Origin of the sequence: Leptospira johnsonii (assembly GCF_003112675.1) — a bacterium.
Lineage (GTDB): Bacteria > Spirochaetota > Leptospiria > Leptospirales > Leptospiraceae > Leptospira_B > Leptospira_B johnsonii.
In genome coordinates this window covers 218,407-244,450 of sequence record NZ_BFAY01000007.1, presented here as the reverse complement: position 1 = coordinate 244,450, position 26,044 = coordinate 218,407, and the positions used below count along the sequence as shown (strand labels likewise).

Below are 26,044 nucleotides of genomic sequence, written 5' to 3'. Positions count from 1 at the left end.
ATGGACCCCCGGACAAATTGGTTGGGCAGAAAATAAAAAACCGGGAAAATTCCCCGACTGCCTCAACCGATAAATAGAAAAATGGCAAGGGCCGCCCGGTACGAATGGAATTGGATTTTAAGAGCCGACTCGAGGAAATCGAGAAGGTAGACGGTTATTTTCGTAGGTCCCCGGAAGGGATCTGGTCCTACGAGTTGGATTCTCCTTTAGACATCACTCTTCCTATAGAGGAGCAGTGTAGGCTGATCTATGAGAATGCAAGACTCACGCATTGCAACGATACTATGGCCAGGATCTACGGGTATCATAATGCAGAAGAGATCAAAGGTGTTCTTTTAAAGGACATCGTTCGTCCGACTAACAAGATGAATATGTTCGGCATTAACGAATTTATTCGTTCCGGTTATAAGATACACGACAGCGAATCTGAAGAAACAGATCTAAAAGGAAAACGTAAATACTTTCTAAGCTCAGCCTTAGGTGTGGTGGAGAAGGGACTTTTACTTCGGGCCTGGGGAGTGTTGAAGGACATAACCTCTATTCGTGCCGCCGAATCCAGGCTCAAGAGGACAATCGCATTAGAAAGTTTACTCACACAACTCTCCAGATACTTTTTAAGTGTAGAACCTGGAAACACAACTGAAGCAGTAAACCATGCTTTAGGGGAACTTGGAAAATTCTGCGGAGCGGATAGGGCATTTTTATTTTTATACACTCATGCAGGTCTGACAATCTCTAACACGAACGAATGGTGTGCGGACGGGATTGAACATAGGATACATCTGTTACAAAATCTTCCCATCGAAACATTCCCCAAATCGGATTACGAAACAATCAGCAATAAGGGACATATCGTTTATGATTCATTGGATAATGTTCCTTCTTCCCATGTTTCCTTAAGAAATCTTTTGGAAAGAAGAGGGACTCGTTCCTTAGTGGTGGTTGGCCTTTCTTCTCGTGACGAAGAGCTTGGTTTTATAGGATTCGATTCTGTAAAAGGCCATAAACTTTGGACGGAAGAAGATATTTATATCCTGAGACTAGTAGGCGACCTAATCGTTTTGGCATTTGATAGACAAAAAAGAGAATCCGATCTGAACGATTTTTATGAGAGAATGAATCATGATCTGGAATTGGCGCGTCTTACACAAAGATCCTTGGTTTCCAGAGAATTTCCTAGTTCACCTTTTTATAAAATGGATAGTTATTTCCGTCCTTTCGAAAAAGTGGGAGGAGATATCATAACGTATATCCAGCATGAGAACGGCGTGTTGGATATTTTATTTGGAGATGTTTCCGGTCATGGGATCTCTTCTGCCATGGTTTCCGGAATGGCGGTACTTTCGTTTAGGCATCATGCAAAGGCTGGTCTTTCTCCTGCGGAAGGTATCCAACAGTTTGTGACGGATCTAAAACCTATGGTGGTCGAACATCATATCGCTGCAGTATGGGCCAGATTTTTTCCATTGGAGAAGAGGTTGGTCTATTCTTATGCTGGACATCCTCCTATCGTATTGTTTAGGGGAGAAGAGAAGATCGAGCTGAAAGGTATGAATCTTCCTCTTCTTATCTTTGATTCGATAGAATATTTTAATGAATCAGTTAAATTGCAAAAAGATGATAGGATTGTATTCTATTCGGACGGGATGTACGAAGTTTTCAATGCGGAGGGTAGAATATTGGACCTTCCTGGTTTCCAGGACATTCTACTCCAACATAGAGACCTAGGAAATTTGGATGAGTATTTGGACCAGGTTGTCTCCGACGTATTCCGATTTTCGGAAGGTGTATTCGGAGACGATATGGCAATGCTTGTCATAGATATTAACGGATGAAATTTTATTTCTTACTCTGGGACCTTTTTCTTTCTTCCTAATAAAAACACTCCCGAAAGAACGATAATCGTTCCAACTACATTTTCCCAGGTGATGATCTCTCCCAAAAGGATCGCCGCCAAAAATAAAGTAAATACTGGGCCGACACTTCCTGCGATAGATGCTTTATTGGAGCCTATTCTTTGTATCCCTGCGGTAGTTAAGAATGCAGGCACCACTGTTGTCAAGAATCCCAATGCAAATCCGTAGCCGTATACTTGCCAAGGTTGGTGCATTAGGATTTCATAATTTTTCGTGGAGAAGAAATGAATGAGCACAAATACACCTGACCAGATCATTAGAAGTGCTGTGAACTTTCTTGATCCAAGTTTTGGGATCATCTGTCCGCTTCCTATCAGATAAATTGCGTAAGCTAGAGCGGATAAAAATACAAGGGTGCCTCCTATCCATGCGGATTTCCCTTGTGCTTCTGCGTCAGGTAAAAATGCCAATAAGATGCCTGAGTATGTGAGAGCCACGGAGTAGATCTCTATCTTGTGGACCTTCTTCTTTAAAAAAACAAAACCTAAAAGAAGAACAAGTGCAGGGAATGTAAATAGGACCAATCGTTCCATAGAGGCGGATAAATATTCTAATCCCCAAAAATCGAAAAAGCTGGCCATATAATAACCGATGAATGCAAGTAAAACCACTATCCCATAATCTTTCCGAGAGATTGGGGTAACTGATTTTTTAGAAGTTTCTTGGTAAAGAACGAATGCGAAAAACGGGATGGCAAATATCATTCTCAGTGCCAAAACAGTGACCGAGTCTATTCCGAATTTATAAACTAGTTTTACGATCACTCCCTTAGAAGAGAATAATACCGTTCCTGCCAGAGCGTATAGATAACCCAAGGTTTCTTCGCTGAATCCTAAAGAGAAGTGTTCTTTAGTTTTTTCGGAAGTTTGGCTCATTCTTCCAGGTTTTTATAAGTCGGATTTGATTAAAGTAGGAATCTGGAGGAATGAACGAAAGAATTTTGTTTAGCTTGAGTGGGTCCTGTTGGAGTTCCTACATACGGAGTCTGAACCTAACGTCCTAAAAAGAAATAATTCAATTCCTTCCTAGAAGTGATAAATCCTCCTCCCGGATACGTAGCTGGGAAAAAAGAATCTCCTGCAATTTCGGAGCTGGACTTTAGATCTCGGATCTGTCCGTAACATTCCGAAAGATAGAATGCATGCCCGCATCCTAATAGATGGTATCCTTCGTGGACCATAGTGTTGGAGGCTCCGCCTACGAGCAAATGTCCAAGTGATGCTGTATGAGCTAAAACAAATCCTCTGGTTCCGGTGGGGCTATCCACTGCTCCTAAAACTTCGAATGTTGGAATGAAAAATAATGCCAGAATATAAGAAGCGAATTCGTATGCGATGTCCGAGAGTCGAACTCCAGCCAAGGCCAAGATCCGATCGCAGCCGTCGGGTAATTCTGCTTTATATAATTCTTCCATGATCGCTTTTCCAGTCCAGCCGGGCCTTTTCCAATCTTTTACTTGGGAAACTTTTGCCTGGAGATTGTAGAGGATCAATTCTTCATTCCAAGAATCGAATAGATAGTCCATTCTTTCCTTGGAAACGTTTTCGTCCTTCCATACGCATACTCGGATAGTTTTCATTTTCCCGTATTCGTAGGTCTCTCGCACAGAAGATCTATGAAATCCCACTGTGGTGCAGGAGGTTAGTAGGATAAGAAGAAGGAAACGAATATGTCGCATGTTTGCAATTCTTTAGAACCTTAGAAAAACTCCTTGGAAAAGCAAGGACTTTCGTTCGATACTAATAGAGGAAGCTTGTGTCTGCACAGTCAAAGTTTTAAGTCATGAATTCTGTAAAACCTAAGAATAAAAAACAAGCGAAGAAGGTCCCTTCTAATAATAGATCTTCTGCTTTGTTCCTGCTTTTGGTAGGAATTCCATTCTGCTTCTTTTTGATAAGCGCAATGCTCGGAAGTGTGCTTAAGATAGATCGGGTTAGTTCGGAGTCTGCATTTGAGAACAGGTTGAATCCGATAGAAAAGGCTTGGAGAGGTCTGAAACTAAAAGTCTATGCCTATGAATACGGTTCCGATTACCGAAATAAGATTCCCGAAAACGAGGGACGTGCCTTAGGTTTAATACGTGAATCCATTCTAGAATCCACTCTTCCTAGATATCTTTTTCTATTCCTGGCAATCGCCGTACCATTTTACTTTTTCGTAAGGTTGTTCAAGGACAAACCGCAGAAAAAGGCTTTATGGCCCGCGGCTATAACTGCAGATCCGAAGGTCAGAAAAACTTCTACACTTCCCCAAAAAAAATCTTAAAGAATTAAAATAGATTTGATTACGTTATTATAGCGTATTGAAGATGTCGTATGCTTCCAAGTAGACGATATTCGAATTTTTGCAAAATTTTTACCCTAATCGGTATAACCGCATTACTTCTCCAAAACTGTACTTTAGATAAAAGGATAGAATTCGCTGGAGAAGATAAACTAGGCCTGGAATCAGGAAGTAAACCTTGCGAGGAACTAGTACATTATAATCGTTGGTTCGCTCTTTACGGTCTTTGGCGTATCCCCGGTTCGAGGGATATAGAAATAGAAAAGAAAGAAGGTAAGGTCTACTTTGCAGAACATTCTGTGAACGGATGGCAGGCGACTCTGAATGTGCTTACCGGTTTTTTCAGCACTATAGTATTCTATAAAGTAACGCTTACCGAATGTGATCTGGGAACTAGATTCGTTCATAAAGACCAATACGAAAAATTCTTCGAGGAAGAAAAAACAAAGGCTCATGCTGAATTTTTCTCCAAAACCGAAAAGGAATTAGAAGATGCTCTACGTAAGTATCTGGATAAGACAAGCCCAGCGGAGCATGCGGGTAAAAATTACAGCATGATCATTCTCAGAACCGGCAAAACAACCGAAGCAAGAGTAGTAGGCCAAGACGTGGATTCCATCAAACTGGAGACAGACGATTCCAACGGACAAAAGCATGAGTTTACTCTTTTGAAAAAAGAAGTATATAAAGTGATCTTCGCAACTAAGATCATCAAGGTAAAAGATACTCCTCCAGTTAAAGAACCTGGGAAAGAGACAGGCAAAGAAAAACACTGATCTTATAAACGTATCCCTCCTTCGAGGGATGCGATATCTCTTCTTCAGTCTATAAATTTACTTATTTTGAAAATCCTACTTGTGCAAAGGTGGGATTTTCGTTTATCATACGGACAAGGGAATTCTCCGATGTCATTTTATCGTTTTCTATCCAATTTTGTACTTTATAAATTAATAATATTATTCTTTGCGATCCTGGTTTTGGACTGTGGATTAGCTTTAGGATACCAAGCCGAAGAAGCAGCTGCTCAGGCTTCTGAGAAAAATACTAACAACGATTCGATTTTGACTGCTTTAGGTTTGTTAAGCGGAAAATCCGGCGCTTTGCTTAGTTTTTCTCCTTCTCCATTAACGTTTCCCGTCTCAACGGGAAAAGCAGCGTATGATCTTACTGTTAATTATTGGCCTGGTTCCGGCACAGGGGAGTTACGTATCGATCTGGTTTGGAATGGGATAATGTCTTGCGCTCCACAAGAAGGAGTGTTCGCTGTATATAATGACGATACATATCCTGTGACTTTTGCGGATGTTTCTTTTAACTGTTTTATTACCGGAACTGGCCAAGTATCGCACTATGTGGATACTGCCATCGGATCAGGACTTCCGAGTGTAGGAACGAACCTCGGAGATCTAAGCGTCACTGTAACTCCTTAGTCCGAGTTTTGGAAAGATTTACCTAGCCACTCCGAAACAAACCGCCATCATATCTCCTTGGTCGAATTTTTTGACTGCCCAATCTGCGACCTTCTTAGAAGTTTTATAAAAGATCCCTGATCCTTTTTTTGCGGTGAGGCCACTTCCGTAAGAGATATGTCCTAATGGAATATAACCCAATTCGTTTCCTAAAGAAATAATACCTGGCAAACTATAATAATAGAGATGTTCCGGAACGTTTAGATATCTCCATTTAGGCCCCAGGTATTTTGCAAGAACTCCATATCTGCATGTGGAAAGGATCATTCTTCCCCCTGGCTTCAAATGTTTTAAGATTTTCTGAAGTGTTTCTTTCGGATGATGCAGATGTTCTATACTTGCCCAAAGAGTGACTAAGTCGAATTTTTCTTTTCCATCGAGGTCCCAGGTTAGAAAGTCTTTTTGTTCCACATCTAATCCTAAAGTTTCTTTTGCAAAACGAACAGGTCCGCTTGCTATATCCAATCCTTTGGTTTTCCAATTTCTACTCTTTAGATAATCCAAAAAATAACCTGCGGCACAGCCCACATCTAAAGCTGACTTTTCCGAACCTAATAATCTTTCCCAATCGAAGAAACCTAGATCTTTCAGATTCAGATTGAATACTCTTGCGATCTCCTTTTTGGTTTCTTCAGAATAGTAATTATCGTAGCCTCTGTCTGTTCTTTGGGTGAAGTAAGAATCTTCATAATACTTGGAAACTTCTTCCAAGCTGGGTTGAGGATTGACCTGTACAAGTTTACATTTTTTGCATTCTACTATTTGGAAGGTCTCTCCTTTGGGGCTTGCCTTGGAGAAGAGTGGAGTGAATTCTGAATTAGAACAAGTATTGCAAGGGATGGATTGCATACTATAAGGATCGGTGATTTGCTGGAATTTAGAACATAAAATGCGAATTTTCTTATGTAAAAATTTCCTTGCGTTCTAATATAATCGAGCTAGTTTGTAAATCGTTCTTATGGACACGAAACTTTGCATATTCAAAATTCGGTTTCGGTCCATTCTGTTATTTCTGGCCCTGATCTTTTTTGTGCCTTCTTGCGGGGTATATCTTTTATTCGATGAAGAGAACGATTATTTTACCGAAGAAAGAAAGAACCAATCGGACAGGCTGGCTATTTTCGGACTTCTACAATCTTATAACAGTTCGGTTCCTATAGTATTTTCTTCCACCGAGTTTACCACTCCTACTTGGGGGCCTGCGACTTATTCGATTTTTGTGGACAGTATACCTTCTTATTGGCTGGAACAAAACTTTCAGTTTAATATCTTTATCCAGGCAGTCTGCAGTAATGTTTCGGTTAATTCCGTTAACGGAGTTCAAGGTTCTGCAGATTCTTCCCAAATTTTTTTCGCTCCCAACTATTCTTCGATCCTAATACAGGTAGACGGTAACACTGCAGGGATGGATTGCAAAGTTTCAGGATATTGTGATATATCGCATAGTGTACATAATCCTATACCGCAATTATTGAGTCAGGGCCAAGCTCTGGGAACCGTTAGGGCACACTTTCCTCCTACTTGTTCTTTTTAAGGCTTGCTTTTTCGTTTAATCCATTATTAAACATAAGCATGCGAACTTCTCTTTGTCTTAGAAATAAATTAATAACAAGTTTTATCTTTCTTATGCTCATTGTTCATAACGTAAGTTGTGGACTTGTGCTTACTGGAACGGATGTGGGCAAAGAGTTCTTAGGTCTTTCAGAAGAAGATAAAAAAGACCCGGAAAAGGCGACTGCGGCTTTGTTGTCCTTGCTGACCGGCGGAAGTAATTCATTGTTAGTGTTTACTCCTGTTGCGCTTTCAGTAACTGCAGGTGCAACTGCCACATACCAAGTAGCCCTTAGATCGGTTCCTACCGATTGGACGAGCAATGATGTGACAGTAGGTTTCGATATAGACGTATCCTCTTGCCCTTCCGGTACTTTTCCAAATTTTTGGCCTTTTACTTTTAGTCCTCCCTATAGCCCTATAAACAATTTGAATTTTAGCACCGTTAATCCAGGATCTTGTATCGTAAAATACACTGTGAGTGGAGAAGTAACTTCTCAAGTTTCCGGTTTAACAGTAGGCGATGATGCAGGATCTCTTCCTTTATTGATCCAGCTGAACGGTGTAGTTACAGCAGGTAATTAAGGGGACCTTGCCATAGAAAAACCGCTTTGCCAGAGATAGGGTTTCTAAAATCCTTCCCCTATGTATAGAATCCTCGTATTGTCCTCTCTTTTGGGACTCTCAATTTTATTTTCCGAATGCCAACCGATCGAATCCGTAGAGCCGGAAACTTTGAAGATCAAAGCGGTGGGAGATTTGGTCATGGGAACCAATTATCCGGAGAATAAACTTCCTTCCGATCCTAGAAACACTTTGTTCTCTCAGGTGGAACCTAGTTTGAGAGGGGCAGATATACTATTTGCTAATTTTGAAAGTACTCTGACCGACTATCCTCATTGTGCCAAGAATATCAATCGTCCTCTTATATTTGCTTTTAGAACTCCTCCATCATATGCAAAAATCCTAAAGGATGTTGGATTCGATATAGTTTCGATTGCCAACAACCATAGTTTGGATTTTCACCAACAAGGTTTTGAGGATACCGCTAAAAATCTTTCAGAAGCAGGAGTTCGATTCACCGGAAAAAAAGGCGCGATCACTTATATGAACGTAAAAGGGATTTCCGTGGCTTGGATTGGATTCAGTCATATGGAAAGCGCTCATAACCATGTGAACCAAATAGAAGAAGGTGTAGCTCTCGTAAAGGAAGCTAAGAAAAAAGCGCAGCTTGTATTCATCTCCGTTCATGGAGGAGCAGAAGGTGGACCTGCTTTACACGTAAAAAACGAACAGGAAAGATTTTACGGAGAATATAGAGGGAACCTTGTCGCACTTTCCCATGCTCTCATCGATGCAGGGGCGGACTTATTTATAGGACATGGTCCTCATTTGCCTAGAGCATTCGAATTGTATAAAGGAAAACTGATCGCTTATTCTTTAGGAAACTTTTTGGGTTATAGAGTATTCTCTACAAAAGGATACGGAGGTTACTCTTTAGTTTTAGAAGCTGATCTGGACAAACAAGGGAATTTTATTAAGGGCAAGATCCATTCACTGCAGTTAAGCCAAAACGGTATTCCAGCTCCTGATCCGGATGCAAAAACTACTGAGCTGATCCAATCTTTGACTAAGTCGGATTTTCCAGGCAAAGGACCTAAGATCCAATCGGATGGAAGTTTCCATCCTTAATCTAGGTCTGTCATGTAGGAGCTCCTACAAATTTCGCCCCTATTTTTAGTTGTAAATTTTGCGATTCTATGATATAGGGGAGTGGCTTCTCCCACTAACCCGCCTCCACCACCCAAGATCTGGGTGGGGTCGGCTTCGAAACTACGTTGGAGTTCCAACATACGACGCCAACAGAACTCTCTAAAATAAAAAAGCCGATGAGGTAACCCCGACATCGGCCTTCTACTTAATAAAACCTTAATGTGAATTATTGGGTTTTGCCGGTAGGTTCCAATGCTCCTGCAGGAGCTTTGAAATTGATCTCATAAATATCATAATGAGAATCTCTCCAACCTGTTACATAAGCCACAGAAACTCCTAAGAAATATCTAAGTCCGAATTTTAGAGCGTTTGTAGCGAAGGCTGCGATCTCTTCGTCGGTGACTGAGAAAGGATGGACTTTATTTCTGGTCTCGTCCAGATATAATCCTTCCCAAGTCCCTATCGCGGTTCCCTTATATTCTAAACTTAGAATACGGCCTGTAACGGAAAAATTCCTTTTTCCTCCGGATTTGGTTTTGCTTACGATCTTATCGGGAAGACCCTTAGGAAGCGATTTCTCTTGAAGTTGTGCTCCTACAACTTCGTAATCGGAAGACAATGCGATTGCTTCGAATCTGTGGATCCTATATTGGACCAAAATTTCTTGGTTTAAATTTTTACTTAAGAAATTTACAACGTCTGCATTTTCAGGACGCACGCTGAATTCGATCTTTTGTTTTGCCGGAACAAAACATTCGTCCTTCATTTCGTCGCAAGCTTCTGAATCGTTTATTGTATAAACTTCTAAAAGACCTTCGTAGGATTCGAAAATGACCCCTCTGCTTTCGAATTGGATCAATTTGGCAACTGTCCAACCCTCGGAATAAGTTCCGGCCGCGGATAAGGATGAGGTAGTTAAAAGAAAGATCCCTAATAGAAGAAATCTTAAGGATGGAATTCGTTTCATTCGAGTTCGGTGCTCCCTGTTATGTAGGTAGACCCGAAGGAGTTTCCTTTGGGCCACGAATTCGTGAATCCTTTCCGGTTTTTATCTTACATCAAGAAAATATTTCTTTGAACGGTTGAAAATGTTGGAACTCCAAAAAGGGGTTCAAGGGGCCGCCTCCTCACTTCGTTCGGATCGGGCTGCTCCGGGCTCGGACAAATGTCCTCGCACTTCGTGACTAAAGCCCTTCGCATCCCGAGCTCCTTTTTGAGATTGCCCCTCCAAGTCGGGTTGGGAACCTGGTCTTGCTAGTAGATCTGAAAAGGGAATCCGGTGAGAATCCGGAGCTGTACCCGCAGCTGTAAACGCCAAAACGATCGGACAAAACCACTGTCGAAAGACGGGAAGGGTCCGAACCGGGCGTGAGTCAGAAAACCTATCCGAGCTACTTTCAATACTATGGCTTTCGGGAGTTAAGGCCTCATGCACAAAAGACCCAAACGAATCGGTAAGATCCTTCATCTAGGGCTCTTTCTATTTTCCATTCAAATATTTTCCCAAGAGAACCAAAAGACGGAGACTTCCACTGTAAAAGTGGTGGGAAAGACCAGCTCAAATTCTCAACCCGAAAATTTCAGAAAGAATCCAACTGGTTTCCAAACTTCCATTGATCTGGACCAATACAGTGCACGTTATACGAATCTTCCCGACGTTTTAGAAAGAGAAGCAGGAGTCCGGATCAGAAGATACGGAGGACTAGGTTCTTATTCTACACTTTCACTCAGAGGGACGAATCCGAATCAAACCAGGATCTTTATAGACGGAGTTCCCTTTAATAATGCGCAAGGAGGAGAAGTAAACCTAGCAGATCTTCCCTTCGACAATTTACAAAGTATAGAAGTTTACAGAAGTGGTGCACCTGTCGGATTTTCAGGATCTGCAATCGGTGGAAGTGTAAATTTAGTCACAAGAACGGGATCGGGTCCGCCTAAAACTCGAGTAAATATAGGTGCTGGAAGTTTTAATACTGGAAAGGGTAGCATAACGCATACAGGGACTTATGGCGGGATCGGGACCAGTGTATTCTTATTGGGAGAAAAATCGGACCAAAACTTTTCTTATCTAAACAATCATGGAACCTTGCTCGTTAATCCTTTGGATGATACGATTGATAGAAGAAGGAACGCACAATACGAAAGGACTTCCGGTATGCTCGGACTCAGTGGGGATATCGGAGCTACTAAGATCAAATTTTGGAATGATCTAAATTATAGATTCCACGGAATTCCAGGTCCTGCAAGTAACCAGACCCAACAAGTACATCGCAGATATCTTAGAAATACTTCCTCTCTTGGAACGGATACAAAAGGTTTGTTCGACGGGTTATTAAGGTTGGAAACCCGAGCTTTCACTTCATTTACGAACGACGATCTATTCGATCCTAAATCGGAATTCTCCAAAGGAACTCCTAATTCTACGGCTCATATGGGACAGTCGGGATTTCAGATCACTCCTACACTTTATTTATTAGAATATTATCAAATTTTGAAATTCCATGCAGGGGTAGAAAGGGAAACTTTCGAAAGGTCCAGGAGTACACCTCAAAATATAGATTTAAAATACGAGCCCGGTAAAACTAGGACGTACACTACTTTTCAAGTGGAGGATGAATTCAGATTTTTAGATGGAAAATTGGTTTTGACCACGGGAGTTTCTTGGGATTCTTACCGGGATAAATTCCAATCCGACGAACCTTGGTATAGAAAACAGAACCCTTTCGCTTCTTCTATTAAAACTACCGAATTTTCGAATCCTAAAACGGGGCTTCTCTGGAGATTTTGGGAAAAGGAAAATTATTCTTTGGAATTCAAATCTAATATTGCAAGGCAATATAGGATCCCAAGTTTCTTGGAACTTTTCGGGGAAGTGGGGACGATCATAGCAAACGACTCACTCAAACCGGAAAGAAGTGAGAACGCGGATGCAGGCATCACGGGGAAATATAAAAACGGAGAACTCAAATCTAATATTACGATTTCCTATTTTAGAAAAAGGATCAAGGACATGATCCTATTCATTCCGAATTCTCAGTTTACCTTGAGACCCGAAAATGTGGACTCTGCTCGGATAGACGGTGCGGAAGTTTCTCATAAGACGGAATACAAGGGCTGGAAATTTTTATTAGAATATACATACCAAGAGGCGATCAATACTTCCCCCGCACCTTATTTAAACGGTAAATATCTACCTCTTAGGCCGAAACATGAGATTTCCGGGACCGTCGCATATAGAGGAAAAACCTGGGAACTTGGTTTTGAAGGTGTTTATGTAGGAGCGGTCTTCAAAGACAGGACAAACGAATATGTGAATTACCAACCCGCCCGTCAGATTTGGAACGCATATCTCACACTTGTATTGTATTCTTTTCCCGAGGAAGAGGATCCTACAAAAAAAGGAGAAAAGACTCCCAAAGAACTGCTCTTAAGTATAGATGTTAGGAATATGGGAGATAAAAGAGTAGAGGATATTGTAGGATATCCTCTGCCGGGAAGAAATTGGTTTATCACATTAAGCGGGAGGTTTTAAGATGAGATATAGATTTCCTTCCATTCTTCCAGCTTTACTTATTTTCTTTTCCTTCTGTGGAGATATTGAAAGGCCACCGTTATATACTTTATTCTTAACTCCAAATCTTCCGAACAATATAGGAGTGGTGACCACTGACTTTGCAAGCGGGGGCAGATTTAAGGTATTAAATCCGGAACTTCTTCTTTCTTATCCTGGGTTAACGCCGATCCATTCGGATGCACTAGCCAGATTCGGGAATGGTAGAGTGTATATTCTAAATCGTTTAAATAGGGACAGCATTCAGGTTTTAGATCCGGATTTTGGGTTCCAAACCGTGGCGGAATGGTCCATGGGCTCCGGGACAAACCCGACAGATATTGCGATCGTCGGTCAGAATAAGGCTTATGTATCACTTTATGGATCTAGAATATTAAGGATCATTCATCCTTTGACTGGTGCGAATTTGGGACAAATAGATCTGGGGGGATATTCCGAGCCAAGTGCTATTCCTGATAATCTCCCTGAAATGTCCGGAATGCAGATCGTAGGTACGAGTCTTTTTGTGGTATTACAAAGGTTGGACCGAAACGATCCGAGCGGGTATTTTCCTCCCGGTCCTTGGGGATCCCTTCTTTTAGAAATAGATACTGTAACGGATTCTATTGTTTCCACTTATACATTTCCAGTTCCGAACCCGGTGGGTAAACCCCAGATGTTGGAACTTTTCGGAGAGACACATATAGTCTTTGCCGCTGCGAATAGAATGGGTTTTTTAAGCCAAGTTGACGGGGGAGTGGTGGCATTTCGACTTTCTTCCCGTACTTTTCGCTCTGGCTTTTTATTTCCGGAAACTGCGGCAGGCGGGGACATACTCGGAGTGCAGATCAAAAGCGAACAGTTGGGTTATGCAAGCGTTCTGGATGCATCTTTCAATAAAACATTACAAGTATTTAATCCAAGCACAGGACAGAAACTGGCAAGTTTACTTTTTGTTCCTTCTTCTTACGATGCAAGTTTGACCACAATCTTGCTCGGGGACGACGAGATTCTTTACGTTTCCAATACTCAATTCACTCAGCCAGGAGTTACCATGTTCGATACGAGAGACAATCGGCTTTTAACCCCGGTTCCAATCTCAGTGGACCTCCAACCTTTCGACCTAATACAACTCAAAGAATAATTCCAATAGAATTCTTGACCTAAGGTCGAAACCGGATTGACAAAGCTCTAAAAGAATGGATGATCCTTCGTTGTTTTTCGGAGGCCTATTCCTTGAGTTCCGATATGTTCCAAATGATCGCCGCCGGTCATAAAGCCCAAGTTATCTATTCTTTGAGAGAAAATCCGGACCTAGCCTCCAAACAAAATGCGGAAGGGATCACTCCATTACTATTCGCTCTTTATTACGGCAAAGAAGATATAGTAAATTCGTATCTTGCCCTGGGAATTCCGCTCAATCTATTCGAAGCGGCAGCTTTAGGAGACGAGGATCGTGTCAAAGAACTCGTAAACTCCAATTCGAGTATCGTTCATTCTTATAGTCCTGATGGTTGGACACCTTTACATTTGGCATCTCATTTCGGAAGACTTTCCATAATTCAATATTTATTGGAGAAGGGCGCAGACATCCAGGCTAAGTCCAGAAGTAAATTTTCGATCGGTAATACAGCATTACATTCCGCAGTGGCTTCTTGGAGAGCGGATGCAGTTGCGTTGCTATTGGAGAATGGTGCCGATCCAAATTTTACCCAAGATGGAGGCTTTTCTCCGCTTCATATCGCAGCTTCCAGACAAGGGAATGAGCAGATCGTTTCTCTACTTCTAAAGAAGGGAGCAAATCCGGATCTAAAAACGGAAGATGGAAAAACTGCCAGAGAGATCGCGGCGGAGAGAGGAGTCGCCTTTAGCGCTTAGGTATTTCGAAGTTTTCGTCCTTTGCGAACGACTGTGAATATTAATAGATCATAATTTACTAATTTTACTAAAAATTCCAAATAGGACTACGATTTGAATGCCTAAAAGAAGATAGGCCCAGGCCCAACTTTTCTCTTTCGTGTGTTCTTTTCTTTCTGTTTCCAATTCGGTTTTTAGTTTTTCAATTTCTAAGCGGAGAAGGTTGACACTAAGAGTTAAATCTTCCGTGCTTTTATTGTAAACATTTTGAATGAGAGAATTGTTTCTAAGCGGCATCGGCGATTTTTTGAATTGAAGATGAGAATTTTCTAATTCTGCAAGTTCCTTTCGGATATTTTCATTCAAAGGCCATTTCTCGTAGGCTTTTCCTAAATACTCTTTTGCCTTTTGAAAATTTCCTTTTTTCCTTTCCTCTTTGCCCATTCCGATCCATGCCTGGGTCAGTATAAATTCTGCCTTAGAGTTGGAAGGATCCGAGCCTAAAATGGAATTTGCTAATAGTTCCGCTTCTTCGAACTGTTTGGATTCTAATAGTATATTTCCTTCTTTGATCCATTCGTTTTCCATTGGCTCTCCTTCTGAATATAAGAACAAAGGAGAAGCTAATAGAAAACAAAATATGAATATTCTAAAAAATGCAGATATGCAAAATTTTATTCTCATCTGTCGATCCGAACCGCTTTATGCGCATATCTTCTTCTTGGCATAGTCGACGTATGAGCCGCCCATGCGGACCCAAGCGGATTTCCTGAATCCAAAGAATATACAGTATCTTCCGGAATATTGATGGAAGAAGCTCCGCCGAAGGAAAAAATTTTACGAGTCTCGTAAGAAGTTTGGACAGCTGGAAAATATAGAGAGTTAGGGAGACTCGGACCCAAAGAAAAGGAAGAAGAACCTAATTGGTAAAACTCTGTCCGATTTGTTGGAATGATGGAAGTCGCAGGTTGGAACACATTTCCGGAACCGGTCGATCCTCCTACAACTGCAAAGAAAACTCCATCCGCAGGAAAAGGATCTTGAGAAGAAGGTAAAATACAAACTCCTCCTGCGCCATGTTTGGATTCTCCTAAACTTGGTTCGCCAAAAGAAGTGGTCGTATTTGCAGAAGCAGCAAAACCATCCGTGCTGGAGTTTGCACTTCCGCTATTATAGGTCCTTCCACCTGTATAAAAAATAACACCGTTGATAGCGCAACCGAACATATCTACTCTGCTAAATATAGTAGATGCAGAAGAAAAAGAAATCCATTGGCCGTTTACTCCAAGCTCCGGATAGAACTTTAGAATTGTATTAAATACGGGACCATTTGTTATATCCGTAGAATTCGAACCGGAAAGAATATAGATCTCATCTCCCACGGAACCTGCTACTGCGCCGATAGACCCGGAAGGCAAAGAAACCTTTGTCTCCCATAGATCTGCATATGGATCATACACTTCTACCTTGGAAGAAGAAACATAGGTCCCGGAAATATTCTCCATACCTCCGATCAAATATATTCTATTTTTATGATGTAGGATAGATGCAAAGATACGAGGGCTCGGAACGGACGTAATGGAAGAATACCAAGTATCAGTTACAGGATCAAATAGATCTACCTCTTTGATAGGTAGCCCATCGTTACCGATCCCGCCTAAGATCCAAATCCCTCTTGTTTTGGGAGGATCGTTCGAGATCCAGGTTGTGAATTCTAAAATACTACCTTCTTCTACCTTTTGAGATCCGCAGGTTAAGATCACTCTGTAAAGAGTATTTGAAGTTAAATGTTTCCATTCTAAAAAATGAGTTTTGGAAGGCTGGATGCTCAGGACTATGCCATCGCTCGTATACATTGTTCCTTTGGAGGCTTTCGAACAATTCCAAGAAAGAACCGCTGAATTCGGGCCTAGTTTGGCTACAAATGCAAATTCGGCTCTGGAGGATTCTTCTCCTAAAATTTCAGACAAACCTGAGACTGTGCAAAAACAAAAGTGTAGGATTAGAAAAAGAATTATAAAAATGGAATATATTGTCCTCATATTGCAAACCCCCAAGAGAGTCGGAGCCCTGACCTACAGAAATTGGAACCTTCTTCCATACTACATTGAGATCGAATTCCGATCCGTAAGGCAGATCTTGGCTCTGTCTGCCAATTCCAACCGAATTCAAAAATTAAATCGGGATTGATCGCAGAGATCTTTTCGTCTCCCGATCGGACCAAATTGCTGAAACCCGCACCCACCAACCAATAAGGAGAAGAAGGCCCGTAATATTTTCCAAGATAAGCGGATTGGCTCCAAATGTACAGGTTCCCATTCTTACCTTTTCCAAGAGAAACCTCGGAAAAAATTCCATAAAACCAAAACTTGGAACTTGCATCTCTTTCTAAGAATGCTCCTCCTCCATAGGTGATAGGGAATGCTTGTCCCCATGCGCCCCAAGAATAATATCCCGAACCGAACAATCCAATTCTCCATTCTCTTTGTTTAAAAGATTCTAATAGAAATTGTTCGGGGATAATCGGTGGTTCTGATGTGAGTTCGTCAAAATTCAGATAAAGGACTTTACTTTTGTCCAATTCTACAAAACCCAGTTCCGTCTTTAGAATGAGTTTATTTTCTCTTTTTTCGATCAAGATCCCTTTGAGTTGGGTTCCATCGGTTAGTTTGAATTCGGAATAACGATATGAAGAATCCGGGCCCTTCTTCCTGGGGTCTATTCGTTGGAGTTCCGATCTAGGGATCTTGTATTTTTTCTCCTTCCAGGAAAGGAAGATGTAATCTGGTTCTTCCGAAACTTCTTCCGTGATAAATGCATCTCCATTCTTGAATAGAATTTCAGAGGCGAAAAGATAAGAGGGAAAGAAGAAGATCCCGCAAAAAACAAAGATTAATTTTTTGTGCATAAACGTGTTTCAGCTGAGAAAGGTCGAAAGAAAAATATGGACCGAGCCTTATATGGATGGGATGTGGCTTCTTCGAGTAAAAAGAAAGAAAATTATTTTGAATCTCTTCAAAATATCCCAATTTAGTATATTTTAAATATTGTATGTTCTGTTTGTGATCTCTTTATTTTTATTTGATCTTAGGATTCATGCGGAATATAGATTCAGATTAAGAAATAAGCAATTCAAGTGAATCCTAATTCGGGATATTTGAAAAAAGAATGTGAAAATTGTGATTTTTAATATCCCGAATTGGGATATTTGTGTTTGACATGGGAAATTTTAAACGCGTTAGTGCTATTAAATATAAAAATCACCTTTAGGTGATGTGCTCACAGCTCGGCTAATTCCGTTCCGGAACAAAAATCCGGAAATTTAGAGAAGGATTTGGCAAGCTAATGTTTAGGACCGGAAAATATTATGTAATTCTTATATTTTGTAGTGCAATCTTGCTTTTGGCCTGGAATCCTCTTCGCCCGATATATTCTTTTTTCTCCACATTTTTTGGATTAGAGACCGAGATTCCTCTTCCATTTCCGGACGTTAGTGTAAACTCCTATGGCAAACCTGGATTTTCGCTTTCTATCCAGGTCCCTCCCGGAACTAGAGATGTGGTTCCTGGTATCAGTATTCAATATTCCGGCTCAGGTTCAGGGATCTTGGGGAAGGGTTGGTCCTTGAGCGGTTTCCCTCAGATCTCTAAAAATCCAAATCTGGGAGTTCACTACACTTCTTCCGATGGATACATATCTTCTCAATTCGGTGAGATGATTTCAGATACTAACGGAAACTATCGATTCAAATTCGAAAGTTTCTCTAAGGCTGAGTTCGATGGGTCTGCCTGGAAGCTCCGAGATAAAAACGGGATCATTTACGAATACGGCAAAAACTTTTCCGGGGGATCGAATTCCAGATTGGATGGCGATGGAGTTCCTATCGCTTTTTATTTGGATAAGGTCAGAGATAGATTCGGGAACGGGTATGATATACAATACGATCCGGAAAATTTACAATCTGCGGATGTTTTGCCTAAAGAGATCGTATATGCCAGAGGAAACGCAAGAATACTTTTTATCTACGAAAACCGCTCCGAAAGATTCGGAGAAAAGATCTTCTCACTGACCAAATCTCTTTCTCGAAAGAAAAGATTAGAAAAAATTGAAGTATATGCAAAGGATTCTTCAGGCTCAGAGAACTTAAGTGAAGTATATGAGTTCGATTATAATACTATCGATGGAGAGGTATTTCTTTCTTCCTTTCATCGTAAAAATTATAAACCGATCTTGTTTTCTTATTCGAGCAGGTCGAATCAAGCTCAGTACGTAAAATCTTCCGGAAAAACATTCCAAAATTCTTATAGAGCCTCAGATCCGAGTGTAAGGTCCGCTTGTGAGACCACCGCAGCATTCTGTGCCTGCACTGCGGATTGGGGTTGTATTGTTGCAAGTAAATACAGTGCTCCTTCTCTCTGCCAAATTGGGATCGAGAACTATCAGGATATTTGTACGAATGGTGTGGAGATGTCTTTCGCAGTTCCTGCGGATCTGGATGGAGATGGAAGTCCCGAAATGGTCCGTGTTCTGGGAAATATGGACAGCCAAAGATTTTCCGTTTCTAAACTTACATCTTGGGATACGGAAAACTTAGATCCGATTTCTGTAAGCGGAGAATCCAAAGGAAATCCAATCGGAGTCACTACAGAAGGGAAGATTTTTCCGGGGGATTTTAATGGAGATGGTAAGACCGATTTTCTTGTCCTGAAATCCAATGGCGCCAAGGGGATCGTGTATTATGGCCCCGATCTGAACTCTGTAGAATATTCTGAATTAATCGCAGAAAATCTACAAGAAAGTAAACCGTATCATTTTTTGGCGGATGTAAACGGAGACGGCAAAATCGACTTTTTGCAGGCCAAAACTTCTACAAAAATACAAATCTATCTTTCTACGGGTTCCGGTTTTCAAAAATCACAATTATTGAATATTACAGATCCTGGAAATTCTTTCCAAGGGTTTGTGGACATGGATAGGAATGGGATCCCGGACTTGCTTCGGATTAGTGGGACTTCCGACCCTAGATTGATCTTAACATTCTACGATTTTAAGAACGGGAACTTGATCGAATTGGAAGAAACTGAAATTTCAAGATCTTCGTTTGGGAATGATGGAGACCAATTCATTTCGGATCTGAATGGGGACGGTTATCCTGATTTTGCATTTTTCTCCGGAGCTACAAGCCAAGGGACCATTCATTATTATCCATTCGACGGGAGAAGGTTTAGAACGAACGGAGGCAGCGCATTTCAAACGGTAGAAGTGAACGGTGCTTATGCATCCAAACAAAAACAAAGTTCTTCAGGTTCCAGCCAACCTTATATGGAAATCGATCTCACCGGCGATGGGATCAAGGATCGGGTTACTTATAATTATTCGGATCTAACAAATCCATATTTTATAGTGGAGGTTTACGATACTTCTCAGACCAATTATCTTCCCGGTTTTTCTTTGTATTGGAATCAAGATTTGGCCCAGGACTTAAACGGAGATGGGGTTCCGGATATTCTAAGAGCAAATGTTAGTAGTACAGAAGAGCCTGATAACGAAGACTCTGATTCTTTGCCTCAGACAGTAACAGTTCGGAATTTTTCGGTAAACATTACGAATATTACATATTATGAAATATCTATAGATCTGAAAAATTATCTTCCTTCTGCAAATCCGTCGGGAAGCTCTTCGGACAACGCTTATTTCAATTGGAGAAACAGAAAAGAATTCATCGATCTAAACGGAGATGGAAGGGCGGATTTTCTAAGATATGACTCTTCCGGATCTAGGCTAATCGTTTCTTATTCTAATACGGACTCGGATGGAAATCTGTTTTATTCTGCTGACGGGGACGAGTCTTGGGTGACCGGAGGATACCTTCTCCCCTTGGATATCAATGGGGACGGTAAGCCGGAACTCTTGGGACTGAATGGAGAGAAAAAACCTTTCCAGTATCCTGTTGCTTCCAGTATTCCATTTGTGAATACGATTGGAGTTCGCCAGTTCCCTTATGAATCCAATTTAGAATTACATCTTTTGAGATTTCGTTCCGAAATTCCTTCCGGACTTTTGACTAAGATAGAAAACGGTTCTTATGTTTCCGATGGGGATGTAAGCGTTCAGTTGGAGTATTCTCTTTCTAAAAATCATCCGACTGCAAACGGACTTGGTTTATATGATCCGGATCATCCTGAAATTCTTCCATTCGTATTTCCTGATTTTCTAACGGTCAAACTTTCTCAGAAGGCAGGAACGACGGTCTTAGGAGAAAATTCATACAAGTACTTCTCCTCCAGATTCTATAGAGGCGGGTTTAGGAATTCCGGATATTTAGGGTTCCAAAAAATAGAAGAGGCGAATGCAATCTCCAATTATATTACGGAAACAAAATACGATTCTCCTTTTTTAGAAGCTGTTGGAACTCCTAGAGCTCAGACAAAATTTAGAAATGGGATCAAAGTTTCTGAATGGTATAAGAATATCCAAAAATCCAATTCTTCTAACGGAGGGATACAGATCTTAGAATCGGATTGTTTGGAGAATGTATATAGGGCAGGTAAATTATTCCAATCTTCTACTGTCTCTAAAACATACGATACTTATGGGAATATGATCCGTAAGGATACGAGTATCAACGGGACTACGGCCAGTGAAAAAGTTTCTTACCTGAACGATTGGAATGAGGGCGTATTAGGAAAGCCGACAGATATTCAAGTCCTGAAGAATGGAGAGTTAGTCTCTCACAGAATAATAGAATATTCTAATTTTCAAATATCAGCAGTTAAGGAGGAGATGAGTCCTGGTGTTTGGAAGACTGAGGCCATCCAGGCATACGACTCTTATGGAAATCCAAACCTCGTAAAAGAGTCTAACGGCAATTTGATCACTGTAGAATACGATCCGATCTTACATAAATTTCCGATAAAAATGACCAATGGATTGGGGCAGGTTACATTAAAAACTTATGATTTTGCGAATGGTTTAGAATTATCCAGCACGGCTGAAAACGGAGAAATTTCCAGAACGGAATACGATTCCCAGGGGAGGGCAGTAAAAAGTTATCTGCCAGGGGAGAGCGACTGGTCTGAAAAAATCGAATATGAAAATACCGGGGACCTAGAGAATCAGCTTGTCCGAAAAATCTTCCGCCGAAGTAATGGTGAGACTTTGCAGGAAGATTTGAGTAATAATATTACCAAGATCTCTAAAAGAAGAAGCAGCCTGGTAAACGGGTATGTTCTGGTAGAGGAGACTCGCCGGAATTTGGAGGGGCAAGTCACCAGGAAAATCGATCCGTACTTGGAAGGATCGAATCCTTTTTCCTGGACGGATTATACGTATGACGCCGAAGGGAACCAAGTCCGAAGCGAAAGGAACGACGGAACAGTAATCGAGTCCGAAACCGAGGGTTTGATCTCTAAAACCAGAGAGCTTCTTAACGGAAATCTAATAAAGGAAACCATTGAGGAGAAGAATGCTCTGGGCCAGGTAATTTCTTCTACCCAGCAGGGAAAGACCACACGTTATTCTTATGATCTCGCAGGTAGAATTTCGGAGATCATAGATCCGGAAAATGGGACCACAACCATAGAGACAGACTTTGGTGGAAGAAAGACCAAGGTTATCAGTCCGGATTCAGGCAAGATAGAATACGAATACGATCCTAACACCGGAAAATTATCCAAACAAAAATACCAGAACGGTTCCAGTATCCAATACGCTTACGATAGCTTAGGCAGGGTTTCTCAAGTCAAAGGAGATTCTCCTGAAACCGGGGCAGTGTATTATTCGTACGAATATGATGATCCTGAAAAAGAAAATGGGATCGGAAGATTGACCAAGGTTACTGACCCGTTAGGAACTACTGAGTTCGGATATGATCTGCGGGGAAATCAAAATCTGGTGGTGAAAAAATTAACGGAAGAAGATCTAGAATTTGTCATCCGGAAAAAATACAATCTACAAAACCAGATAGAAGAGACTGTTTATCCGGACGGAAGTATAGCAAAAAATCTATATTCCGAAGCAGGATTTCTTTCTGGGATCACTTTGACTCCAGGAGATGGAAGCGGTTCCGATTTTCCTGTTGTTCAATACCAAGGCCCTATCTTAGAGGATGGAGAACTTAAGATCCAAAGACAATTGGGGAATGGCGTTCGAACGGATATATATTATGATTTGATAAAACGTAGACCTAGTAGATTCGTTTCTGTTAAAGATACTGAAATTTACCAAAGTATAGAGTATAATTACGATCAGTTCGGAAATTATCTTTCTATTTTGGATAAAAAGAATCCTAGCAGGACGCAAAATTTTCAATACGATTCGGTCAATAGATTGGTGTCCGCTTCCGGAGTTTACGGAACGGAAGAATACACATATTCCGATTCAGGAAAATTGCTCCAAAAGGGAAATTTATTCTATTCTTATGAAAATCCTTCTCATAAGAATGCGGTAACAAAAGTTACAGGGCAAAATCAATCTTACCAATATTCTTATGATGGTTCCGGAAATATCATCTCCAAGAACGGAGAAAGTTTCCGTTACGATCCTTTCCAAAAATTAAAAGAGATCAAAACTGAAGACCAGGATAGCATCCGATTTGATTACGATTTTTCAGGAACCAGGATCCGAAAAACAAAATCCAGCGATTCCAGTAAGACGATCAGCTTAGGCGGATTGTACGAAGTTGTAATTTCTCCAGGAAAATCTCCTCAGCACACATTGTACTTCCGAGGAAATTCGGGAGATTTGGTTGCTCAATGGACCAGAGCGGATGCAGTACTTGTAAGTTATCAGGGCGATCGTATTTTTTCTCGAACTTCCGGAATAGAAACAGTTTGGAAGACATTGGCTTGGGCCGCAAAAGACAATTCGATCCGAGGAATTAAGTATTTATTCTTAATGCCAGGAACTAATTTAGGATTTTTGTATATAACAATCCTATTAGGTCTAGGATTCGGATTTATTTCCTTTAGAGAAGGACTTTGGAGATCTGTCTTAAAGTTTACTTCTCCGATACTGATCGTTTCTTTTTCCAACTGTTCCGTTTTGATACCGAATAGTAATGGAAATCCGCCTTGGTTGCTTCCTCCTCAATTCGATTCTAATACTCCGAATGTGAATACTCCTTTTGAACCTGGGGGGCCAGGTTCAGGCGCGGGACTCCCAGTCGGAGGGTTCTTATTTCTTCATCCGGATCATTTGGGATCCATCACTATGGCCACAGACGGGAATGGAAACAGGATCGCAGGCGGGGACCAAGGAGGAGCATCACATATTTCTTATAAACCGTACGGGGAGATCCAAAGAAACGATTCCTCCGGACCTGACGTGTTCCGCTATAAATATAACGGACAGGAAGAAGATAAGGAAACTGGTCTCTATTATTTCAAAGCGAGATACTACGATCCAATCATCGGAAGATTTTTACAGGCGGACTCGGTCATGGACACAACAAGACCGATGGGAATGGACCTGTACATGTATACGGAAGGTAATCCTGTTCGATACACTGACCCAAGCGGGAACAGTATTCTGAGTAGTTTCTTGGAAAGGAACGGACTCGGTTTTTTGAACTTTAATCTTTCATTAAGTACATTTTTCAGAAATGCGTTTTACGTAAGTTCTCAGAGGTGGAGCGATGCAGGTGCAGGAATTGCTATGGCATTAAATCCTGTAGGAATGATTGGAACTGCTTTTGGAGCGGGAGCGGTTGCTTCTATGGCAGGGGTTACTGCCGCAGCGACCGGGCTTGGACTTGCGATCGGAGCAGGAATGGGAGCTAGCGCAGCCGCTACGATCATTGCATTAAATTCGGTCGGATCTATGGGCTTAGGCTTAAACGCTTCTTCCTTAGGCTCTATTTCCGCGGCTACTTCGATCGGAACTACTATCGGAGCAGCAGCCTTAGCAGGCGCTGCCGCCCTTACATTAGGATTTACTTTAGCAACTGTGGCGGCTGCCACAGGGATTGCGACCGCTTCTTTGGTCTCAGCATTGGCTGCGTCCGCTGCAGGTGTAGCAGTACTTGTTGCTTTGGGAGCATTAGCAATCGCATCTATTTTGGCAATTACGGCTCTAACGGTTGCGGTAGGCACTGCGTTATTCGTTATCGCAATGATACCGATCACAGCAATGTTCGCTCTTGGGGTGGGGATGGGAATCGTAGGGGCGACCTTGTCTCCTTTCACTTTGCAAGCCTATGTGGCAGGCGGATATTCTAAATCAAGTTTTAATAATATACATTGGGATGAGAAGAATGCGAGGATCGCTGCTTGTTATTCCGTGGCAGGGCAGATGTTGGCCGTTACTGGGTTTTACGGGTATTTGGGTTATACGGCAGTTACGGCACAAGCGGCGATTATTAAGGATATTGTTACATACGGTGGTTATGCACTGACTGGAAAAAGTGTTTTAGAACAAGATTGGGGATCGGCGGGCACGGATCTTCTAAGTTATGGAATTAAACTTATTTGGGATAAGGATCTGCCACTCGGTCTAATTGTCAAAGCAGGAAATGCAACTCAGCAGACGTGCGGAGGAACTTTATGAAAAAGAAAGTTCTTTCACTACTTTTAAGTCTGCCATTTGTTTTTCCGAGTTGTATACCTTTAGCGGGGTTAGGCAGTTACGACCGAGGGTGGACTCCGAAAGAATTCCATCAAAATTACTTAAAGTTCGAGATCAAAAATTATAAAGAGAGAAAGAACTACGAACCGGATCTTTCTTTTTCTAAGGCGAATCAATATAGATTCATTTTAAAATGGTTAGATCCTGATGTTTACTTTCCTTATACTGAAAAGGATCGAATTCCACGTCCTATCAACCCTCCAGAAGCTTACTATATAAATAAGAAAGATCTTATTAATCGTAATCGGTTTCGGCAAATACTGGAAGGCGACCGGAGAAGTTACTTTGCTTACGACTGCGAGTATTGGATGCCTATTCTCCCCGGAAAGAATCAATACGATTTTTATATAATTGATGAAAGTGAAGGAAGGAGAGATGGAGCATTGTCAGAGTTTGAACTTCCGGAAGATCACTCCGTCAGAATGAAAATTACTCCAGCAATGCGAACGAAAGGATCTGACCCACTGAACCGAATTACTGGTTGGTATTCCACAGATCCTGAACTTACCAGAAAAGGATTCATCATCGAATTCACGATAGAGAAGAACCGCCCCGGTGAACAAGAGCCGATTTGCGATCTTGGGATACAATCTTAATCATATAAAAAGTAATAAATTTAAAGAATCAAAGGCAAATGAAAAAAATGAAACGAATCTACATCACAATATTGATCATGCTTTCGATTGCGAACTGTGTGGCAGTAGATACATTAGGATTAACTGATACTTACAAAGGAGATGAGGCGAAGAAAAGATTATTAGCGGCAGCAAAAATAGGGGATTATCTGACTGCAAATGTTTACTTCACTGATCAAGGTTATACAGGGTCGCAGTTGGATTCGTTAGTGGCTACACAGGTTATAACTGCGTCCTTTATAGATGAAACTGTATTTAATTTGGATGAGTCCAAATATTACAAAAAGAAGGATGTGGACAATTGTGCTCAAGTGATCCAATTTTTAGGAGTCGCATTGGATTATGATTCTTTTACTACATATTTGACCAATAGAACTTGTCGTTTGAGTCCGAACGATCTGCTTCTTGATCAGAATATTGGTAAAAGTTCTAATAGCGGGAGTTGAA

At 41.2% G+C, this 26,044-nt stretch carries 20 protein-coding genes and 1 riboswitch; of the genes, 13 read left to right on the top strand and 7 right to left on the bottom strand.

Translation table 11 applies throughout. The annotated features are described in order from the left end of the window. The first annotated feature begins 104 nt into the window (after positions 1 to 104). Complete coding sequence (locus tag LPTSP_RS06555) at positions 105 to 1,835, top strand: GAF domain-containing SpoIIE family protein phosphatase (protein ID WP_108928007.1); 1,731 nt, start codon at positions 105 to 107, stop codon at positions 1,833 to 1,835. An 11-nt stretch (positions 1,836 to 1,846) separates the two neighbouring features. Here LPTSP_RS06555 and LPTSP_RS06550 read toward each other — a convergent pair whose 3' ends face one another. Together LPTSP_RS06550 and LPTSP_RS06545 are read right to left on the bottom strand one after the other, a co-directional pair. After that, positions 1,847 to 2,791: a DMT family transporter gene (locus tag LPTSP_RS06550; protein ID WP_108928006.1), complete on the bottom strand. Its 945-nt coding sequence runs from the start codon at positions 2,789 to 2,791 to the stop codon at positions 1,847 to 1,849. Positions 2,792 to 2,907: 116 nt separating this feature from the next. Then, positions 2,908 to 3,594, bottom strand: coding sequence for a hypothetical protein (locus LPTSP_RS06545; RefSeq protein ID WP_108928005.1), 687 nt, complete (start codon positions 3,592 to 3,594; stop codon positions 2,908 to 2,910). 104 nt (positions 3,595 to 3,698) lie between these two features. Between LPTSP_RS06545 and LPTSP_RS06540 the strand changes: the two genes are divergently transcribed. The 3 genes from LPTSP_RS06540 (at position 3,699) to LPTSP_RS06530 (ending at position 5,629) form a co-directional block, all read left to right on the top strand. Then, a complete protein-coding gene (locus tag LPTSP_RS06540; RefSeq protein WP_108928004.1) occupies positions 3,699 to 4,181 on the top strand; it encodes a hypothetical protein in 483 nt (160 codons plus the stop codon). Between the two features lie 50 nt (positions 4,182 to 4,231). After that, entirely contained in the window at positions 4,232 to 4,975 is a 744-nt protein-coding gene (locus LPTSP_RS06535; protein ID WP_108928003.1) for an LIC_13076 family protein, read from the top strand. Positions 4,976 to 5,104: 129 nt separating this feature from the next. Further along, the gene (locus LPTSP_RS06530; protein ID WP_108928002.1) at positions 5,105 to 5,629 is read left to right on the top strand and encodes a hypothetical protein; all 525 of its coding nucleotides are present in this window, start codon (positions 5,105 to 5,107) and stop codon (positions 5,627 to 5,629) included. A gap of 18 nt (positions 5,630 to 5,647) precedes the next feature. Here LPTSP_RS06530 and LPTSP_RS06525 read toward each other — a convergent pair whose 3' ends face one another. After that, positions 5,648 to 6,517: a class I SAM-dependent methyltransferase gene (locus tag LPTSP_RS06525; RefSeq protein WP_108928001.1), complete on the bottom strand. Its 870-nt coding sequence runs from the start codon at positions 6,515 to 6,517 to the stop codon at positions 5,648 to 5,650. Positions 6,518 to 6,626: 109 nt separating this feature from the next. On the opposite strand from LPTSP_RS06525, the gene LPTSP_RS06520 reads away from it, so the two are divergent. The 3 genes from LPTSP_RS06520 to LPTSP_RS06510 all read left to right on the top strand — a co-directional run bounded on the left by LPTSP_RS06520 (position 6,627) and on the right by LPTSP_RS06510 (position 8,911). Then, positions 6,627 to 7,202, top strand: coding sequence for a hypothetical protein (locus LPTSP_RS06520; RefSeq protein ID WP_108928000.1), 576 nt, complete (start codon positions 6,627 to 6,629; stop codon positions 7,200 to 7,202). A 92-nt stretch (positions 7,203 to 7,294) separates the two neighbouring features. Beyond that, complete coding sequence (locus LPTSP_RS06515) at positions 7,295 to 7,804, top strand: hypothetical protein (RefSeq protein WP_108927999.1); 510 nt, start codon at positions 7,295 to 7,297, stop codon at positions 7,802 to 7,804. A gap of 60 nt (positions 7,805 to 7,864) precedes the next feature. Then, positions 7,865 to 8,911 (top strand): CapA family protein, encoded by a 1,047-nt coding sequence (locus LPTSP_RS06510; protein WP_174704440.1) that lies wholly within the window; start codon positions 7,865 to 7,867, stop codon positions 8,909 to 8,911. Positions 8,912 to 9,158: 247 nt separating this feature from the next. Here LPTSP_RS06510 and lsa26 read toward each other — a convergent pair whose 3' ends face one another. After that, the gene (gene lsa26 / locus LPTSP_RS06505; RefSeq protein ID WP_108927998.1) at positions 9,159 to 9,899 is read right to left on the bottom strand and encodes a surface adhesion protein Lsa26; all 741 of its coding nucleotides are present in this window, start codon (positions 9,897 to 9,899) and stop codon (positions 9,159 to 9,161) included. A 259-nt stretch (positions 9,900 to 10,158) separates the two neighbouring features. Next, positions 10,159 to 10,333: riboswitch (cobalamin riboswitch) on the top strand. Between the two features lie 28 nt (positions 10,334 to 10,361). Here lsa26 and LPTSP_RS06500 point away from each other — a divergent pair. From LPTSP_RS06500 to LPTSP_RS06490, 3 genes are all read left to right on the top strand, one after another. Then, the gene (locus tag LPTSP_RS06500) at positions 10,362 to 12,464 is read left to right on the top strand and encodes a TonB-dependent receptor (protein WP_108927997.1); all 2,103 of its coding nucleotides are present in this window, start codon (positions 10,362 to 10,364) and stop codon (positions 12,462 to 12,464) included. Between the two features lies 1 nt (position 12,465). Beyond that, positions 12,466 to 13,626 carry a YncE family protein gene (locus tag LPTSP_RS06495; protein WP_108927996.1) on the top strand — a complete coding sequence of 387 codons (1,161 nt, stop codon included), beginning with the start codon at positions 12,466 to 12,468 and terminating at the stop codon, positions 13,624 to 13,626. A gap of 104 nt (positions 13,627 to 13,730) precedes the next feature. Further along, positions 13,731 to 14,360, top strand: coding sequence for an ankyrin repeat domain-containing protein (locus tag LPTSP_RS06490; RefSeq protein WP_108928195.1), 630 nt, complete (start codon positions 13,731 to 13,733; stop codon positions 14,358 to 14,360). A gap of 48 nt (positions 14,361 to 14,408) precedes the next feature. Here the strand turns inward: LPTSP_RS06490 and LPTSP_RS06485 are convergent, their stop codons facing one another. The 3 genes from LPTSP_RS06485 to LPTSP_RS06475 are packed head-to-tail and all read right to left on the bottom strand — an operon-like array spanning position 14,409 to position 17,247. Beyond that, positions 14,409 to 15,023 (bottom strand): tetratricopeptide repeat protein, encoded by a 615-nt coding sequence (locus LPTSP_RS06485; protein WP_108927995.1) that lies wholly within the window; start codon positions 15,021 to 15,023, stop codon positions 14,409 to 14,411. Continuing rightward, on the bottom strand, positions 15,020 to 16,381 hold the full coding sequence (locus LPTSP_RS06480) for a Kelch repeat-containing protein (protein WP_108927994.1): 1,362 nt from the start codon (positions 16,379 to 16,381) through the stop codon (positions 15,020 to 15,022). The genes LPTSP_RS06485 and LPTSP_RS06480 overlap by 4 nt, the downstream gene beginning before the upstream one ends. Beyond that, complete coding sequence (locus LPTSP_RS06475) at positions 16,378 to 17,247, bottom strand: LA_3334 family protein (protein ID WP_108927993.1); 870 nt, start codon at positions 17,245 to 17,247, stop codon at positions 16,378 to 16,380. The genes LPTSP_RS06480 and LPTSP_RS06475 overlap by 4 nt, the downstream gene beginning before the upstream one ends. A gap of 437 nt (positions 17,248 to 17,684) precedes the next feature. On the opposite strand from LPTSP_RS06475, the gene LPTSP_RS06470 reads away from it, so the two are divergent. From LPTSP_RS06470 to LPTSP_RS06460, 3 genes are read left to right on the top strand one after another with little or no spacing between them, the layout of a single operon-like run. Next, positions 17,685 to 24,884 carry an RHS repeat-associated core domain-containing protein gene (locus LPTSP_RS06470; RefSeq protein WP_108927992.1) on the top strand — a complete coding sequence of 2,400 codons (7,200 nt, stop codon included), beginning with the start codon at positions 17,685 to 17,687 and terminating at the stop codon, positions 24,882 to 24,884. Next, entirely contained in the window at positions 24,881 to 25,558 is a 678-nt protein-coding gene (locus LPTSP_RS06465; protein WP_108927991.1) for a hypothetical protein, read from the top strand. The genes LPTSP_RS06470 and LPTSP_RS06465 overlap by 4 nt, the downstream gene beginning before the upstream one ends. Positions 25,559 to 25,605: 47 nt before the next feature. Continuing rightward, positions 25,606 to 26,043, top strand: coding sequence for a TIGR04452 family lipoprotein (locus LPTSP_RS06460; protein WP_245915485.1), 438 nt, complete (start codon positions 25,606 to 25,608; stop codon positions 26,041 to 26,043). The last annotated feature ends 1 nt before the right edge of the window (position 26,044 follow it).

What these genes read in the sequence shown, in the direction of transcription:
- LPTSP_RS06555 (WP_108928007.1), top strand. Translation starts at nt 105, where the DNA reads ATGGAATTGGATTTTAAGAGCCGACTCGAGGAAATCGAGAAGGTAGAC.
- LPTSP_RS06515 (WP_108927999.1), top strand. Translation starts at nt 7,295, where the DNA reads ATGCTCATTGTTCATAACGTAAGTTGTGGACTTGTGCTTACTGGAACG.
- LPTSP_RS06535 (WP_108928003.1), top strand. Translation starts at nt 4,232, where the DNA reads ATGCTTCCAAGTAGACGATATTCGAATTTTTGCAAAATTTTTACCCTA.
- LPTSP_RS06550 (WP_108928006.1), bottom strand. Translation starts at nt 2,791, where the DNA reads ATGAGCCAAACTTCCGAAAAAACTAAAGAACACTTCTCTTTAGGATTC.
- LPTSP_RS06480 (WP_108927994.1), bottom strand. Translation starts at nt 16,381, where the DNA reads ATGAGGACAATATATTCCATTTTTATAATTCTTTTTCTAATCCTACAC.
- LPTSP_RS06460 (WP_245915485.1), top strand. Translation starts at nt 25,606, where the DNA reads ATGAAACGAATCTACATCACAATATTGATCATGCTTTCGATTGCGAAC.
- LPTSP_RS06475 (WP_108927993.1), bottom strand. Translation starts at nt 17,247, where the DNA reads ATGCACAAAAAATTAATCTTTGTTTTTTGCGGGATCTTCTTCTTTCCC.
- LPTSP_RS06520 (WP_108928000.1), top strand. Translation starts at nt 6,627, where the DNA reads ATGGACACGAAACTTTGCATATTCAAAATTCGGTTTCGGTCCATTCTG.
- LPTSP_RS06495 (WP_108927996.1), top strand. Translation starts at nt 12,466, where the DNA reads ATGAGATATAGATTTCCTTCCATTCTTCCAGCTTTACTTATTTTCTTT.
- lsa26 (WP_108927998.1), bottom strand. Translation starts at nt 9,899, where the DNA reads ATGAAACGAATTCCATCCTTAAGATTTCTTCTATTAGGGATCTTTCTT.
- LPTSP_RS06470 (WP_108927992.1), top strand. Translation starts at nt 17,685, where the DNA reads ATGTTTAGGACCGGAAAATATTATGTAATTCTTATATTTTGTAGTGCA.
- LPTSP_RS06525 (WP_108928001.1), bottom strand. Translation starts at nt 6,517, where the DNA reads ATGCAATCCATCCCTTGCAATACTTGTTCTAATTCAGAATTCACTCCA.
- LPTSP_RS06465 (WP_108927991.1), top strand. Translation starts at nt 24,881, where the DNA reads ATGAAAAAGAAAGTTCTTTCACTACTTTTAAGTCTGCCATTTGTTTTT.
- LPTSP_RS06510 (WP_174704440.1), top strand. Translation starts at nt 7,865, where the DNA reads ATGTATAGAATCCTCGTATTGTCCTCTCTTTTGGGACTCTCAATTTTA.
- LPTSP_RS06500 (WP_108927997.1), top strand. Translation starts at nt 10,362, where the DNA reads ATGCACAAAAGACCCAAACGAATCGGTAAGATCCTTCATCTAGGGCTC.
- LPTSP_RS06545 (WP_108928005.1), bottom strand. Translation starts at nt 3,594, where the DNA reads ATGCGACATATTCGTTTCCTTCTTCTTATCCTACTAACCTCCTGCACC.
- LPTSP_RS06530 (WP_108928002.1), top strand. Translation starts at nt 5,105, where the DNA reads ATGTCATTTTATCGTTTTCTATCCAATTTTGTACTTTATAAATTAATA.
- LPTSP_RS06490 (WP_108928195.1), top strand. Translation starts at nt 13,731, where the DNA reads ATGTTCCAAATGATCGCCGCCGGTCATAAAGCCCAAGTTATCTATTCT.
- LPTSP_RS06540 (WP_108928004.1), top strand. Translation starts at nt 3,699, where the DNA reads ATGAATTCTGTAAAACCTAAGAATAAAAAACAAGCGAAGAAGGTCCCT.
- LPTSP_RS06485 (WP_108927995.1), bottom strand. Translation starts at nt 15,023, where the DNA reads ATGAGAATAAAATTTTGCATATCTGCATTTTTTAGAATATTCATATTT.